This is a genomic window from Paucilactobacillus oligofermentans DSM 15707 = LMG 22743, from assembly GCF_001434315.1.
In the GTDB taxonomy this organism is placed as follows: Bacteria; Bacillota; Bacilli; order Lactobacillales; family Lactobacillaceae; genus Paucilactobacillus; species Paucilactobacillus oligofermentans.
In genome coordinates, this window is record NZ_AZFE01000003.1 from 101,336 (window position 1) to 115,197 (window position 13,862).

The following is a 13,862-nucleotide window of genomic DNA, read 5'->3' on the forward strand; positions in this document are numbered from 1 at the left end:
TGGTAAAAAGAAAACGCTTTCATCTGCTGTTTACTTTCATTCAATTATAGGAGGATTTATCATGAACATTAAACATGTAACCGTTGCGGGTAGTGGTGTACTTGGTAGTCAAATTGCATTTCAAACTGCTTTTAAAGGATTTGAGGTTACAATCTATGATATTAATGACGAGGTTTTGGAAACAGCCAAAACCCGTGTTGGTGGGTTAGCACAGTTATATCAAGAAGAAATTGCAAAACAACAAGGTTCTTTTAAAGAAGCTTTATCAAACATGGAGTACAATCGTAACCTTTTACCTAATGTTAAGGATGATATTTTTACTCAAATTCATTCTGCAGGCGAAGGTGCTCTGCAGGCTGTAGGTCGTATTAGTTATTCTTCAGATTTAGCAGTAGCAACTAAAAATGCTGATTTGGTTATCGAAGCGATTCCGGAAGTCATCACGATTAAAGAAAGTTTCTACAAAAACTTGGGAAAAGTTGCTCCAGAGCACACTATTTTTGCAACTAATTCTTCAACGTTGTTACCAAGTGCTTTTGCGGCTGCAACTGGCCGTCCTAGTCAGTTTTTAGCCCTTCACTTTGCAAATAATATTTGGAAAAATAATACAGCAGAAATTATGGCGCAAAGCCAAACTGACCCTAAAATCTTTGAAGAAGTTGTTGATTTTGCTAAAGCTATTGGCATGATTGCAATTGAATTAAAGAAAGAACAAGCGGGTTATATTTTAAATTCACTACTAGTACCATTCTTAACTGCTGGTCAGATGCTGGAACTTGATGGTATTTCTGATCCACAAACAATTGATAAAACATGGATGCTAGCTACTAAAGCACCAATGGGACCATTTGCAATCTTGGATATTGTTGGAATTAAAACAGTTTACAATATCGTTCTCAACTACGCTAAAACAACGGGAGAAGATAAATATCAGAAATTAGCTGATTTAATGATGAACGATTATATAAATAAAGGAAAACTTGGGGTTGCAACAGGCGAAGGATTCTATACTTACCCTAATCCAGCTTATGAAGCCGCCGATTTCTTAGAGGGCTAATTTAATAAGATATATTAAATAAATAAAACTTACGGTAAATTTAGCCGTAAGTTTTTTATTTTGAATATGGAATTTCATTGTATTGTAAACTACCAATCGAAATAGTGAGCGAATCGTTAAATTGATTCGTTAGTTGGTCAATCGCTAATTCAAGAAAGTTGACATCAACAGGGACCGTTACGGTTACATCAGTAACAAAAACTTCGTTTGTAATTACTAAATTATTTTGGCTTAAATAATACTTTAGCTTTTCGTGATTAGAATAATTAACCTGAATGATTAGTTGCTGCTGTGTAATTCGCTGAGCCAGTCCGACTTCATTGATAGCGAGTGATGTGGTGCCGCCATATGCACGAATTAAGCCACCAGCACCTAATTTAATGCCGCCAAAATAACGCGTTACAACAGCAATAACATCATGAAGCTGTTCTTTTTCAAGGGTATTAAGAATGGGTAATCCAGCGGTACCACTTGGCTCACCATTATCGCTTTCACGTTTGATTTCAGAATGTTCACCAATCGTATAGGCATAGCAGTGGTGATTGGCTTTTGAATATTTATTTTGAATACTTTGAATGAATTCTTTGGCTTCATTTTCGGAATGAACTTTAGCAATTGAACAAATGAAGCGTGATTTTTTAATTTCTTGTTCAAAAGTATGATGATTAGCGACGGTTAAGTATAAATCAGACATGAGAAGACCTTTCAAAAAGTATTTTGGTAGTTAATTACGTATGTATTGTTTAGAGGTGTAATTATGGATCGTAAACTATTGTTTGGTCGAAGGGTTATTGATGGAGTTTCAGCAGTTAATTCATATCCAAACGATATAGTGGCGTCATCATCAATCGTGATAACGGGTAAATATATCCGTTGTGGCCGGTGCAATTATGTAATTGATACTAAAAAGACTAGTTTGCCAAATGATAATTATTATTGTCCAGCGTGTATTATGCTTGGACGAAATTCAACACTAACTCAATTTTATCATTTACCAGAAGTAAATCAGTTTAAACATCAAGATAATCCGCTCACTTGGCAGGGAAAATTATCAGTCCTGCAAGAAAAATGTTCAGAAGAAATTACGAACTGTTTAGCAACCCATCAAAAGCATTTATTATGGGCAGTAACCGGGGCTGGAAAAACGGAAATGTTGTTTAATGCAATTAATGAGGCACTTAAACGAAATGAACGAATTGCGATTGCTTCACCGCGAGTTGATGTGTGTATTGAATTATTCCCAAGGCTGCAAGCCGCATTTGCTGATATAGACATGTGCTTATTACATGGTCGACAAAGTGAGCCATATCGATATACGCAGCTAACAATTTGTACAACTCATCAACTACTTAAATTTTACCACGCTTTTGACAACTTAATTGTCGATGAGGTCGATTCATTTCCGTATGCGGATAATCAGCAGCTTTATTTTGCGACTGAAAATGCGGTTAAGGTTGGTGGAGGAATATTATATTTAACCGCAACGCCAGGGAAAAAACTGTTAGCTCGTGCAAAATGTGGAAAGCTCGGGATTAGTTATTTACCGTTACGTTATCACGGGTATTTATTACCAGAAATAACCGTTAAGTTAGCCCCTAAAATGCAGGGTAATCTTAAAAATAAAAAATTGCCGGTGTCATTAGCTCGATCCATTAAACAAAGATATGTTAAGGGTCAACGATTTTTATTATTTGTTCCTAGAATAGCTGATTTATCAATTATCAAAGTTGCCATTGAAAAGGAAATTCCTGGAATTAATTGTGTGACGGTTCATGCGGCAGATGCTGATCGGCTAGAAAAAGTAAAAGCAATGAGAGAAGAGAAAATTTCATTCCTAGTAACAACATCTATCTTGGAACGAGGCGTAACTTTTCCTGGAATTGATGTTTTGGTACTGGGAGCTGATGATTCTGTTTTTTCAGCGTCTGCATTAGTCCAAATTGCCGGGAGAGTTGGGAGGTCTTCGGATCGACCAACTGGAGATGTGCTTTTTTGGATTAGCGAGTATGCTCAAAATGTTAGATCAGCCATTCATCAAATTAAATTTGTTAACCGAAAAGGAAGAGTGATACAACGTGAATTGTATGATATGTAGTCAACAGATTAGGCAATTATTTAGTTTGAAACAAATTTTAGCGTGTGAAGTCATGCCACCATTGATTATTTGTTATGAATGTCGTGAATCCTTTGATAAAATTAATGGTCAAGTTTGCTCTGGCTGTGGGCGGATATTTAATAAACTTAGTCTATGTGATGACTGTATACGATGGCAAAATAAATTTGGCTATATATTACACAATCAGGCGTTGTTTGAATATGATTCAACAATGAAGGAATTTATGAAGCAATATAAGTTTAATGGTGACTATCAATTACGTTCTGTTTTTAAAACAGAAATGAAACTAGCAATTAAGATGATTAACTTTGACTTAGTTGTGCCAATTCCAATAACCCCTTCAACTGGTAATCAGCGTGGCTTTAATCAAGTTGAAGGGATAATTGAGGATTGTGAATATACACAGTTATTAAGAACGATTGAAACCGATAAAACAGAACCGCAATCACATAAAACACGGCAGGAACGATTAGAATTGCAGCAACCATTCGAATTACTTGATGCAATGAAAGAAACAGTATTTGAAAAAACGGTTTTATTAGTTGATGACGTTTATACAACTGGAACAACTTTGTATCATGCGGCTAATTTATTAAAAACATGTGGAACGAAAAAAATCAGTAGTTTAACCTTAGCAAGATAAATTTAAGAAATCGCTACCATATTAATTGCAACGCGGTGCGAACTACATTACAATTAGTCTAAGGATATCAGAAGAGTGGTCCTTCTGATGCCAGATGTAGTCGAAGGGAGAGATTTCTATGCTTAAATTCAATATTCGTGGTGAAAACATCGAGGTAACAGATTCAATTCGTGAGTACGTAACGAAAAAAATTAGTAAATTAGAAAAGTATTTTGGGGAAAACACTGATGCAACTGCAAATGTAAACCTTAAAGTATATTCCAATCGTGAAGAAAAGGTCGAAGTAACGATCCTTCTTCCTTACCTAACATTGAGAGCTGAAGAAACATCTCAAGATTTATATGGTAGTGTTGATCTGGTTACTGATAAGCTAGAGCGACAAATTCGTAAGTACAAAACGAAAGTTAATCGTAAATCTCGTGAAAAAGGATTCAAGAATCTTGATTTTACGGCAGGAGAAGTTTCAGAAGAGCCAGTTGAAGAATTGGCAGTTGTTCGAACAAAACAATTTTCTTTGAAACCAATGGATAACGAAGAAGCAATTTTACAAATGGATATGCTGGGACATGACTTCTTTATCTTTGAAGACTCTGAAACCAATGGTGTTAGTATCGTTTACAAACGTAACGATGGACGTTATGGTTTAATTGAAACCGATGCCGACTAAAATAAAAATAATTAATAAGCGCATTTGGATTAATTCCAAATGCGCTTTTCTATTGTAAATAACATGGTTGTATAGTTCGGTTTTAATTATACTTAAAAAATGGTATGATTAAGATTGATATTTTACTAATTACAATGCGTGAGGAGTATTTACACAAACGTACTGGAAATGATGATTGAGAAGGGATTTTTTTCATGGCAAACATTCTTAAAAAATGGGTCGAAAGCGATCGACGTGAGCTACGTCGAATTAGCGATTTGGCTGATAAAGTTGAATCATATTATGATGAATATACAAAGTTAACAGATGATGAATTAAAAGCAAAAACAGATGAATTCAGACAACGATACCAAGATGGTGAAACATTAGATGATTTGTTACCTGAAGGTTTTGCGGTTGCTCGTGAAGGAGCTAAACGTGTTCTGGGGATGACACCTTTCCACGTCCAAATTATGGGTGGAATTGTACTTCATGAAGGTAACATTTCTGAAATGAAAACTGGTGAAGGTAAGACACTTACAGCAACAATGCCAGTTTATTTGAATGCAATCAGTGGTGATGGTGTTCACGTAGTTACAGTTAACGAATACTTGTCAGAACGTGATGCAACTGAAATGGGTGAATTATATAATTGGCTCGGATGTTCAGTTGGTATCAATGGGGCCGAGAAGTCACCAGATGAAAAACGGGAAGCGTATGCTGCTGATATCACTTATTCAACGAATGCAGAAATTGGATTCGATTATTTGCGTGATAATATGGCTGTTTACCAGGCTGACCAAGTACAACGTAAAATGAATTATGCGTTAATTGATGAAGTTGATTCAATTCTGATTGATGAAGCTAGAACACCATTAATTATTTCAGGACCAAGTACTGGAACGTCACAACTGTATGATACAGCTGATCGTTTTGCTAAAACTTTAAAAGAAGATGATGATCTTAAGGTGGATTTAGAATCAAAAACCGTGTCATTAACTAATGAAGGTATTGAAAAAGCAGAAAAATACTTTAAGTTAAATAACTTATATGACGCCGAAAATACAGCGCTAACGCATCACGTTGACCAAGCCTTACGGGCTAACTTTATTATGTTTAATAATAAAGACTACGTGGTTTCTGATGGTGAAGTATTAATTGTTGATTCATTTACCGGTCGGACAATGCCAGGTCGTCGTTTTAGTGATGGATTACATCAAGCCTTGGAATCAAAAGAACATGTTGAAATTCAAGATGATAGTAAGACAATGGCTAACATTACGTATCAAAACTTGTTCCGAATTTATAAAAAATTATCTGGAATGACTGGGACAGCTAAGACAGAACAAGAAGAATTCCGTGAAACATATAATATGGAGACGATTACGATTCCTACCAATCGTCCAATTGATCGTGATGATCAACCAGATTTGCTTTACCCAACTTTGAAAAGTAAGTTTGATGCTGTAGCTGCCAGAATTAAAGAATTACATGAAAAAGGGCAACCAATCTTAGTTGGAACGGTCGCCGTTGAAACTTCGGAATATCTTTCCAATTTATTGGATCAAGATCATATTCCACACGTTGTTTTAAACGCAAAGAATCATGCTCGAGAAGCCGATATCGTTAAAAATGCGGGTCAAAAGGGTGCAGTCACCATTGCTACTAATATGGCTGGACGTGGAACTGATATTAAGCTTGGACCAGGAGTTGTTGAAGCGGGTGGTTTAGCTGTGATTGGGACTGAACGTCATGAGTCACGACGGATTGATAACCAGTTGCGGGGACGTGCTGGTCGTCAAGGTGATCCTGGCTTTTCACAATTTTATTTATCACTAGAAGATGATTTGATGCTACGCTTTGGTGGCGATCGAATTAAAGCCTTCCTTGATCGGATGAATGTTGATGATGAAGACGCTGTGATTAAGAGCCGTTTACTTTCACGTCAAGTAGAATCAGCACAAAAACGGGTTGAAGGTAATAACTTTGATTCACGTAAAAACGTTCTACAATACGATGACGTTTTACGTTCACAACGTGAAATTATTTATGAACAACGTCAACAAGTCATTGTTGAGGAAGAATCACTTGAAAATATTATGAAGCCAATCTTTAAACGCTCAATTGAACGTGCGGTTGATTCGTTTACAGTTGGGAATGAACCTGACTGGAAACTTGATGAAATTGTTAATTTTGCTACAACTACATTAGTTCACCCAGATAAAATTACCGAAAATGATTTAAAAGGACTTTCAAGTGATGAAATTAAGACTAAACTTAATGATCTTGCTAAAGAAGTTTACAATGAAAAAGTTAATCAGTTGAATAATAAGGCGCAAGTCTTAGAATTTTCAAAAGTAGTATTATTACGAGTAATTGACTCACATTGGACTGATCATATTGATACAATGGATCAATTCCGTCAATCAGTTGGGCTCCGTGGTTACGGACAACTAAACCCATTGGTTGAATATCAAACAGCAGGTTACACCTTGTTCCAAGAAATGATTGCAGATATTGAGTATGAAACGACTCGCTTATTTATGAAATCAGAAATTAGACAAAATGTTACACGCTAAGAATAAAAAGAAAGCTCCTAAGATTATTCTGGGTGCTTTCTTTTTTATCTTCGGAGGATGAAATGGAATTAAGTGAAACTAAGAAAATGATAGAAGAGATGCAACAAGAAGTTGTAAACTTCGGGAGGTCTCTTTGACCTAGATTTATTGAACGAACGAATTGCTGAAAATGAAGCAAAAATGGCTGAACCAGATTTTTGGACAGATGGAGCTAATGCGCAACTACTAATTGATGAAAACAATGAACATAAAGCGAAACGTGATAATTTTGTGCAATTACGTGATGGGATCGAAAACTTAGAAGTTACACAAAGCTTATTACAAGATGAAACTGATGCCGAAATGCAAGCTGAGTTTGAAGTTGATTTAACTAAAACCAAGCAATTACTAGAAAAATACCGATTAGAACAATTATTAGATGAACCGTATGATGCTAGTAATGCAATTTTGGAAATTCATCCGGGTGCTGGGGGAACAGAATCCCAAGACTGGGGTGAAATGCTAATGCGTATGTATACTCGCTGGGCTAGTGCTCATAATTTTCAGGTTGAAATTGCTAATTATGAAGCCGGCGATGAAGCTGGAGTAAAGAGTGTTACATTGCTTGTTACGGGGCATAATGCGTTTGGCTATCTACGTTCTGAACGTGGCGTTCATCGACTAGTGCGGATTTCTCCATTTGATTCAGCTGGACGCAGACACACCTCATTTGCATCGATTGATGTTATGCCAGAACTAGATGGTACCGTTGATGTTGAAATTAATAGTGATGACCTACGGGTTGATGTGTTCCGTTCAAGCGGCGCTGGTGGTCAGCATATTAATAAGACATCATCTGCGGTACGATTAACTCATTTACCAACTGGAATTGTGGTGTCTTCACAAGCACAACGATCACAATTACAAAATAGAGAAACTGCGATGAATATGCTGAAGTCAAAATTATATCAAGTAGAAGTTGAGAAAAAAGAACAAGAACGAGCCAAAATTCAAGGTGAACAACTTGAAATTGGCTGGGGATCACAGATTAGATCATATGTTTTTCATCCATATACGATGGTAAAAGATCATCGAACTAATTATGAATCGCATGATGGTAACGCAGTGATGGATGGTGATTTAGATCCGTTTATTGATGCTTACTTGCAATGGAAATTAAGTCAAAAAAATCCAGATTAAAATGTCGATAAAGTTTTACTAATGAATGGTGCTTTTAGTTGCCATTAATAATTTAAACCAGTAAAATTAAGCTATTAATACTTGAAGGTGGGGGTAATCAATGAGATCAAAAGAAAAGCACCGTTTGACGAAATCATATACAAATCGAGTTTTATCGGGTTCAATTGGTGGATTAAGTGAATTTTTTGGAATTAAAGCAAACTATTTACGAGTTGCGTTTGTGATTTTAACAGCATTAACGCATTTTATACCAGGGGTTTTAATTTATATTTTATTAATGGTGATTATCCCTGCAGACCCTAATAAGCCGGACCTAAGTTCATTATTTAGTAATTTTGGGTTCAACAATGGGGATAAAACAACGACTAATGAAAAAGCTGAACGAAAAGTAATTCATGATGTTGATGAACGTGATGAAAAATAAGAGGTTAACTATATGGGATTTTTAATGAGGATTGTAATTAACACAATTTTATTTGTGGCGATTGCAGGATTATTTGCTCAAAGTGGTAGCTTCTATGTAGCAAGTGTTGGGACGGCATTTATTGCGAGTTTTGTTTTGGCAATTTTAAATGCATTTGTAAAACCAATTTTATTTGTATTATCGCTACCAATTACTATTTTTACATTAGGATTGTTTAGCGTAATTTTAAATGCAATTATGTTGGAACTAACATCAGTTTTAGTTGGCAGTGATAGTTTTTATTTTTCATCATTTGGAATTACAATCATAATCGCGATAATTATCTCAATCTGTAATACAATTATTTCAGGACATTTCGGACGTCACGATTAGATTAAGGAGGAGTATTCAATGGTAACTGTTTCAGACTTAGTAAAAAAGACTAGATTAAAAGTTTTACAAGGTGAAAAATATTTGGATCGCCCGGTCACAACTAGTGATATCTCACGACCAGGACTTGAGTTAACGGGATATTTTAAGTATTATCCAGCTATGCGAATTCAATTATTGGGAATTACAGAAACTTCTTTTGCCAAAAATATGACTCATGACGAATTATTAATGGTTATGCGAAAAATGTGTGCACCTGAAACACCAACTTTTGTCGTTTCAACTGATCTGGAGGTTCCTAAAGAACTAAAACAGGCGGCTGAAGAAAACAAAATTCCTATTTTGGGAACTAGTTTAACTTCATCACGAGTGTTGAGTAATATGACTTACTATCTTAGTGGTAAGTTAGCAGAACGTCAGTCAGTGCATGGGGTACTTGTTGATATCAACGGTATCGGTGTGATGATTACTGGTGATTCTGGTGTTGGTAAAAGTGAAACTGCGTTGGAATTAGTTCGTCGTGGACATCATTTAGTTGCTGATGACCGTGTTGAAGTTTATGCCCAAGATGAACAGACACTTGTTGGCTCAGCTCCAGCTATTTTAAGTCATTTGATGGAAATTCGTGGAATTGGAATTATTGATGTTATGAATCTTTATGGTGCTGGTGCAGTAATGCAAGAAGACGACGTTGATTTGATTGTTAACCTAGAAACGTGGGCACCAGATGTTCAATTTGATCGCTTAGGTGATAAGGGTGATAGTCAAAAGATTTTAGATGTTATCGTACCTAAAGTTTCAATTCCAGTTAAAACGGGTCGTAATTTAGCAATTATTATTGAATCTGCAGCGATGAATTTCCGCGCACAATCAATGGGTTACGATGCTACTGAAGTCTTTGATGCTAATTTAAACAAGTTAATTAAAGAAAACTCAACGAAGGACTAAAAATTAATGTCAGTACTTGCAATTAATCCGATTTTTTTTAATTTAGGTCCAATCCAAATTCATTGGTATGGAGTGATTATCGCATCAGCAGTTTTGATTGCGTTAACCTTATCAGTCCGTGAAGGTTCACGAGTTGGTTTAGAAGCAGATAATTTTTATGATTATATTTTATGGGCGTTACCGATAGCAATAATTTTTGCGCGCGCTTATTATGTGATTTTTGAATGGGGATATTATTCACAGCATGTAGGTGAAATTATTGCTGTCTGGGACGGTGGAATTGCTATTTATGGTTCTTTAATCGGAGCCACACTAGTAATGTATGTATATTGTCGTTCAAAATTCATTTCAATGTGGACGATGCTGGATGTTGTTTCACCAACCGTAATTCTTGCACAAGGAATCGGCAGGTGGGGTAATTTCATGAACCAAGAGGCATTTGGAAATATTACAAGTAAGGTATTTTTAGAATCACTACATCTACCGACCTTCATTATTAATCAAATGTATATTAATGGTTATTATCGGGTACCGACTTTCTTATATGAATCGGTGTGGGATGTACTTGGATTTGTTATCTTATTCAGTTTGAGACACCGAGTTCATTTATTTAAACAGGGTGAAATTTTTCTTAGTTATTTAATTTGGTATTCGATTGGTCGCTTTTTCGTTGAAGGAATGAGAACTGATAGTTTGATGATTGGTGATACTCTTCGAGTGTCACAATTACTATCAGTAATTTTATTTGTTGGTGCAATTATTACAATTATTATTCGTCGAAAAAATTCAAATAATAATTGGTATTTAACTGATAAAAAAGCAGTATAAGGAATGTGGTTTGAAAGGAGTTCCAACTGATGACAGAAAAGATTGCAGTATTAGGTGCTGGATCATGGGGCAGTGTATTAGCAAATTTATTATCAGAAAATGGCCATGATGTTTATTTATGGTCACATAATCCAGAGCAGGTTAACATTTTAAATGACCAACATGAAAATCCAAAATACATGAAAGATTTTAAATATTCAACGACGTTAACAGCGACGGGAGATATGGAAGATGCAATTAAAGGGGCAAGTGTTGTCTTAATTGCAATTCCAACTGGTGGAATTCGTGAAGTGTCCAATAAAGTTGGAACTATTTTAGCTAAATTAAATCAAACTTCATTGGTTTTACATGCGACGAAAGGGCTTGAACAAGTAACCTATAAGCGACCATCTGAAATCTTAGCTGAAGAAATTCCAGCAGCTAATCGTCGTGGAATTGTTGCAATCACTGGCCCTAGCCACGCAGAAGACGTTGCTCGTAAGGATTTAACCGCAATTACAGCGGCTTCAGCCGATGAATCACATGCGAAAGAAGTTCAAGTTTTATTTAATAATGATTATTTCCGGATCTATTCTAATGATGATATCGTTGGTGCCGAATTTGGATCAGCTTTAAAGAATATCATTGCGATTGGATCAGGTATTTTATCAGGAATGGGTTATCGTGATAATGCCAAAGCAGCATTAATTACTCGTGGCTTAAATGAAATTAAACGTTTAGGCGTAGCTTATGGTGCTAATCCATTTACTTTCTCTGGTTTGTCTGGTGTGGGTGATTTAATCGTAACTGCCACGAGCGTTAATTCACGAAATTGGCGTGCTGGTAATCAGTTAGGTCAAGGAAAATCATTAGATGATGTGATTGAGGACATGGGCATGGTAATTGAAGGTGTTTATACTACTAAAGCCGCTTATGAAATGAGTCAAGAACGGCATGTTGAAATGCCAATTATTGAGTCAATATATAAGGTGTTGTATGAAAATGCCGATGTTAAAGTTATAATTAATGGATTGATGCAACGACATATCCGTTCAGAACGTGACTAGATATGATATAATTACTCCATTATTAAAAGTCTGAAAGGAATATTTAACTAATGAAAAAAGTAAGAAAAGCAATTATCCCTGCTGCTGGCTTAGGGACTCGATTTTTACCAGCTACAAAGGCACTTGCTAAAGAAATGTTACCAATTGTTGATAAGCCAACAATTCAATTTATCGTCGAAGAAGCTCGTAAATCTGGAATTGAAGATATCGTAGTTGTTGATGGTAAGAGCAAACGTTCAATTGAAGATCATTTTGATTCTAACCCAGAACTTGAAAATAACTTGATTGAAAAAAATAAAAAAGAAATGTTAAAGATGGTTCAAGAAACCACTGACATTAACTTATATTTCATTCGTCAATCACATCCACGTGGACTTGGGGATGCAGTGCTAACTGCTAAAGCCTTTATTGGCGACGAACCCTTTGTTGTAATGTTGGGTGATGATTTAATGGAAGATAAGGTTCCGTTGACGCGTCAATTAATGGATTCATATAAGGAAACTGGGGCTTCAACATTAGCTGTTATGAAGGTTCCTCATGAAGAAACTGAAAAATATGGTGTGATTAACCCAATTGAACAGGTTAAACCTGGCTTGTATAATGTTTCTAACTTTGTTGAAAAGCCAAATCCTGATGAAGCACCTAGCGATTTAGCAATTATTGGTCGTTACTTGTTAACACCAGAAATATTTGATGTTCTTGAAAGAACTCCGCTTGGTAAGGGTGGCGAACTTCAATTGACTGATGCGATTGATGAATTAAACAAAACACAACGTGTCTTTGCTCATGAATTCAAGGGACAACGTTATGATGTTGGTAATAAGTTTGGTTGGATTGAAACTAATATTGAATATGGTTTGAAGCATCCACAAGTTAAGGATGAACTTCGATCATATATTAAAAACTTAGGTGCTAAGTTAATTGCCGAAGACGAAAAAGCTAGTAAATAATTCACTTAATTAAGTAAAAGATGGACAGCTGTTCATCTTTTTTTGTCGAGTTGAAGTAGTCGACAAATTAGTTAATTCAGTGTATTGTGAGATAATTATATGAATTAATTTTAGGAGGAGAGAACATGGCAAAAAATTATGATGTGATCGTTATTGGAGCAGGTCCTGGTGGTATGACTGCTGCACTATATGCTTCACGTGCCAATCTATCCGTATTAATGCTTGATCGCGGGATTTATGGTGGTCAAATGAACAATACAGCAGAAGTTGAAAACTATCCTGGATTTAAGTCAATTCTTGGCCCAGATTTATCCAAAGAAATGTATGAAAGCTCAACCCAGTTTGGGGCTGAATATGCCTATGGTACAGTGGATCATATTGTAGATCATGGCTCGTTTAAAACAGTGACTACGGATATGGAAGAATATGAAACGAAAGCAATTATTATTGCTACCGGTTCACAATATCGTAAATTGGGTGCTCCAGGAGAGTCTGAATTATCAGGCCGAGGAGTTTCTTATTGTGCGGTTTGTGATGGTGCATTCTTTAAAAATAAGCATGTCGTTGTTATTGGTGGTGGTGATTCAGCGATTGAAGAAGGAATTTATCTTACTCAATTAGCTGACAAAGTTACCGTTGTCCATCGCCGTGATAAATTACGTGCACAGCAAGTTATTCAAACGCGTGCATTTGCTAATGACAAAATGGAATTTATTTGGAATAGCGAAGTCACCGAAATTAAGGCTGCTGATCAAAAAGTTGGTGGTGTGCATATTAAAAATAACCAAACGGGTGAAGAATCTGATATTGATGCTAGTGGTGTCTTCATTTATGTTGGTGTTTTACCAATGACTGATTCATTTCAAGATTTAGGTATTTTGGATGAACAAGGTTGGGTTGTAACTAACGATCAAATGGAAACCAATGTACCTGGAATCTTTGCAATTGGTGATGTTCGTGATAAGAAGTTGCGCCAAATCACTACTGCTGTCGGTGATGGTGGAATTGCCGGACAAGGTGTCTTTAATTATCTGGAAGAATTAAAAGATGATAAAGCAACTGTTTAAACTGAATAAG

14 protein-coding genes are annotated in these 13,862 nt (G+C 35.9%); 13 read left to right on the forward strand and 1 reads right to left on the reverse strand.

Going from position 1 to position 13,862, the window contains the following annotated elements:
* The first annotated feature begins 61 nt into the window (after positions 1-61).
* The gene (locus FC70_RS01345) at positions 62-1,057 is read left to right on the forward strand and encodes a 3-hydroxyacyl-CoA dehydrogenase (protein WP_057889246.1); all 996 of its coding nucleotides are present in this window, start codon (positions 62-64) and stop codon (positions 1,055-1,057) included.
* Positions 1,058-1,112: 55 nt separating this feature from the next.
* Here the strand turns inward: FC70_RS01345 and FC70_RS01350 are convergent, their stop codons facing one another.
* The gene (locus FC70_RS01350) at positions 1,113-1,751 is read right to left on the reverse strand and encodes a YigZ family protein (protein WP_057889247.1); all 639 of its coding nucleotides are present in this window, start codon (positions 1,749-1,751) and stop codon (positions 1,113-1,115) included.
* Positions 1,752-1,814: 63 nt separating this feature from the next.
* Between FC70_RS01350 and FC70_RS01355 the strand changes: the two genes are divergently transcribed.
* The 12 genes from FC70_RS01355 (at position 1,815) to trxB (ending at position 13,852) form a co-directional block, all read left to right on the forward strand.
* Positions 1,815-3,152, forward strand: coding sequence for an ATP-dependent helicase ComFA (locus FC70_RS01355; protein WP_057889248.1), 1,338 nt, complete (start codon positions 1,815-1,817; stop codon positions 3,150-3,152).
* Between the two features lie 232 nt (positions 3,153-3,384).
* Positions 3,385-3,816: a ComF family protein gene (locus tag FC70_RS09305; RefSeq protein WP_162253432.1), complete on the forward strand. Its 432-nt coding sequence runs from the start codon at positions 3,385-3,387 to the stop codon at positions 3,814-3,816.
* 118 nt (positions 3,817-3,934) lie between these two features.
* Positions 3,935-4,483 carry a ribosome hibernation-promoting factor, HPF/YfiA family gene (hpf, locus tag FC70_RS01365; RefSeq protein WP_057889250.1) on the forward strand — a complete coding sequence of 183 codons (549 nt, stop codon included), beginning with the start codon at positions 3,935-3,937 and terminating at the stop codon, positions 4,481-4,483.
* A 194-nt stretch (positions 4,484-4,677) separates the two neighbouring features.
* Positions 4,678-7,041 (forward strand): preprotein translocase subunit SecA, encoded by a 2,364-nt coding sequence (gene secA / locus FC70_RS01370; RefSeq protein ID WP_057889251.1) that lies wholly within the window; start codon positions 4,678-4,680, stop codon positions 7,039-7,041.
* Between the two features lie 62 nt (positions 7,042-7,103).
* Positions 7,104-8,220 (forward strand): peptide chain release factor 2 gene (prfB, locus tag FC70_RS01375; RefSeq protein WP_095522730.1). Its coding sequence is split into 2 segments (ribosomal slippage): positions 7,104-7,175 and positions 7,177-8,220, totalling 1,116 coding nucleotides; the frame shifts between segments, so codons are not numbered across the junction.
* A gap of 100 nt (positions 8,221-8,320) precedes the next feature.
* The gene (locus FC70_RS01380; RefSeq protein WP_057889252.1) at positions 8,321-8,644 is read left to right on the forward strand and encodes a PspC domain-containing protein; all 324 of its coding nucleotides are present in this window, start codon (positions 8,321-8,323) and stop codon (positions 8,642-8,644) included.
* Positions 8,645-8,656: 12 nt separating this feature from the next.
* Positions 8,657-9,016 carry a phage holin family protein gene (locus FC70_RS01385; RefSeq protein WP_057889253.1) on the forward strand — a complete coding sequence of 120 codons (360 nt, stop codon included), beginning with the start codon at positions 8,657-8,659 and terminating at the stop codon, positions 9,014-9,016.
* Between the two features lie 18 nt (positions 9,017-9,034).
* Entirely contained in the window at positions 9,035-9,961 is a 927-nt protein-coding gene (gene hprK, locus FC70_RS01390; protein WP_057889254.1) for an HPr(Ser) kinase/phosphatase, read from the forward strand.
* A gap of 6 nt (positions 9,962-9,967) precedes the next feature.
* Positions 9,968-10,789: a prolipoprotein diacylglyceryl transferase gene (gene lgt, locus FC70_RS01395; protein WP_057889255.1), complete on the forward strand. Its 822-nt coding sequence runs from the start codon at positions 9,968-9,970 to the stop codon at positions 10,787-10,789.
* 29 nt (positions 10,790-10,818) lie between these two features.
* On the forward strand, positions 10,819-11,835 hold the full coding sequence (locus tag FC70_RS01400; protein ID WP_057889256.1) for an NAD(P)H-dependent glycerol-3-phosphate dehydrogenase: 1,017 nt from the start codon (positions 10,819-10,821) through the stop codon (positions 11,833-11,835).
* Between the two features lie 50 nt (positions 11,836-11,885).
* Complete coding sequence (gene galU, locus FC70_RS01405) at positions 11,886-12,785, forward strand: UTP--glucose-1-phosphate uridylyltransferase GalU (protein WP_057889257.1); 900 nt, start codon at positions 11,886-11,888, stop codon at positions 12,783-12,785.
* Between the two features lie 125 nt (positions 12,786-12,910).
* On the forward strand, positions 12,911-13,852 hold the full coding sequence (gene trxB, locus FC70_RS01410) for a thioredoxin-disulfide reductase (RefSeq protein ID WP_057889258.1): 942 nt from the start codon (positions 12,911-12,913) through the stop codon (positions 13,850-13,852).
* Positions 13,853-13,862 lie beyond the last annotated feature (10 nt).

What these genes read in the sequence shown, in the direction of transcription:
- FC70_RS01345 (WP_057889246.1), top strand. Translation starts at nt 62, where the DNA reads ATGAACATTAAACATGTAACCGTTGCGGGTAGTGGTGTACTTGGTAGT.
- FC70_RS01350 (WP_057889247.1), bottom strand. Translation starts at nt 1,751, where the DNA reads ATGTCTGATTTATACTTAACCGTCGCTAATCATCATACTTTTGAACAA.
- FC70_RS01355 (WP_057889248.1), top strand. Translation starts at nt 1,815, where the DNA reads ATGGATCGTAAACTATTGTTTGGTCGAAGGGTTATTGATGGAGTTTCA.
- FC70_RS09305 (WP_162253432.1), top strand. Translation starts at nt 3,385, where the DNA reads ATGAAGGAATTTATGAAGCAATATAAGTTTAATGGTGACTATCAATTA.
- hpf (WP_057889250.1), top strand. Translation starts at nt 3,935, where the DNA reads ATGCTTAAATTCAATATTCGTGGTGAAAACATCGAGGTAACAGATTCA.
- secA (WP_057889251.1), top strand. Translation starts at nt 4,678, where the DNA reads ATGGCAAACATTCTTAAAAAATGGGTCGAAAGCGATCGACGTGAGCTA.
- FC70_RS01380 (WP_057889252.1), top strand. Translation starts at nt 8,321, where the DNA reads ATGAGATCAAAAGAAAAGCACCGTTTGACGAAATCATATACAAATCGA.
- FC70_RS01385 (WP_057889253.1), top strand. Translation starts at nt 8,657, where the DNA reads ATGGGATTTTTAATGAGGATTGTAATTAACACAATTTTATTTGTGGCG.
- hprK (WP_057889254.1), top strand. Translation starts at nt 9,035, where the DNA reads ATGGTAACTGTTTCAGACTTAGTAAAAAAGACTAGATTAAAAGTTTTA.
- lgt (WP_057889255.1), top strand. Translation starts at nt 9,968, where the DNA reads ATGTCAGTACTTGCAATTAATCCGATTTTTTTTAATTTAGGTCCAATC.
- FC70_RS01400 (WP_057889256.1), top strand. Translation starts at nt 10,819, where the DNA reads ATGACAGAAAAGATTGCAGTATTAGGTGCTGGATCATGGGGCAGTGTA.
- galU (WP_057889257.1), top strand. Translation starts at nt 11,886, where the DNA reads ATGAAAAAAGTAAGAAAAGCAATTATCCCTGCTGCTGGCTTAGGGACT.
- trxB (WP_057889258.1), top strand. Translation starts at nt 12,911, where the DNA reads ATGGCAAAAAATTATGATGTGATCGTTATTGGAGCAGGTCCTGGTGGT.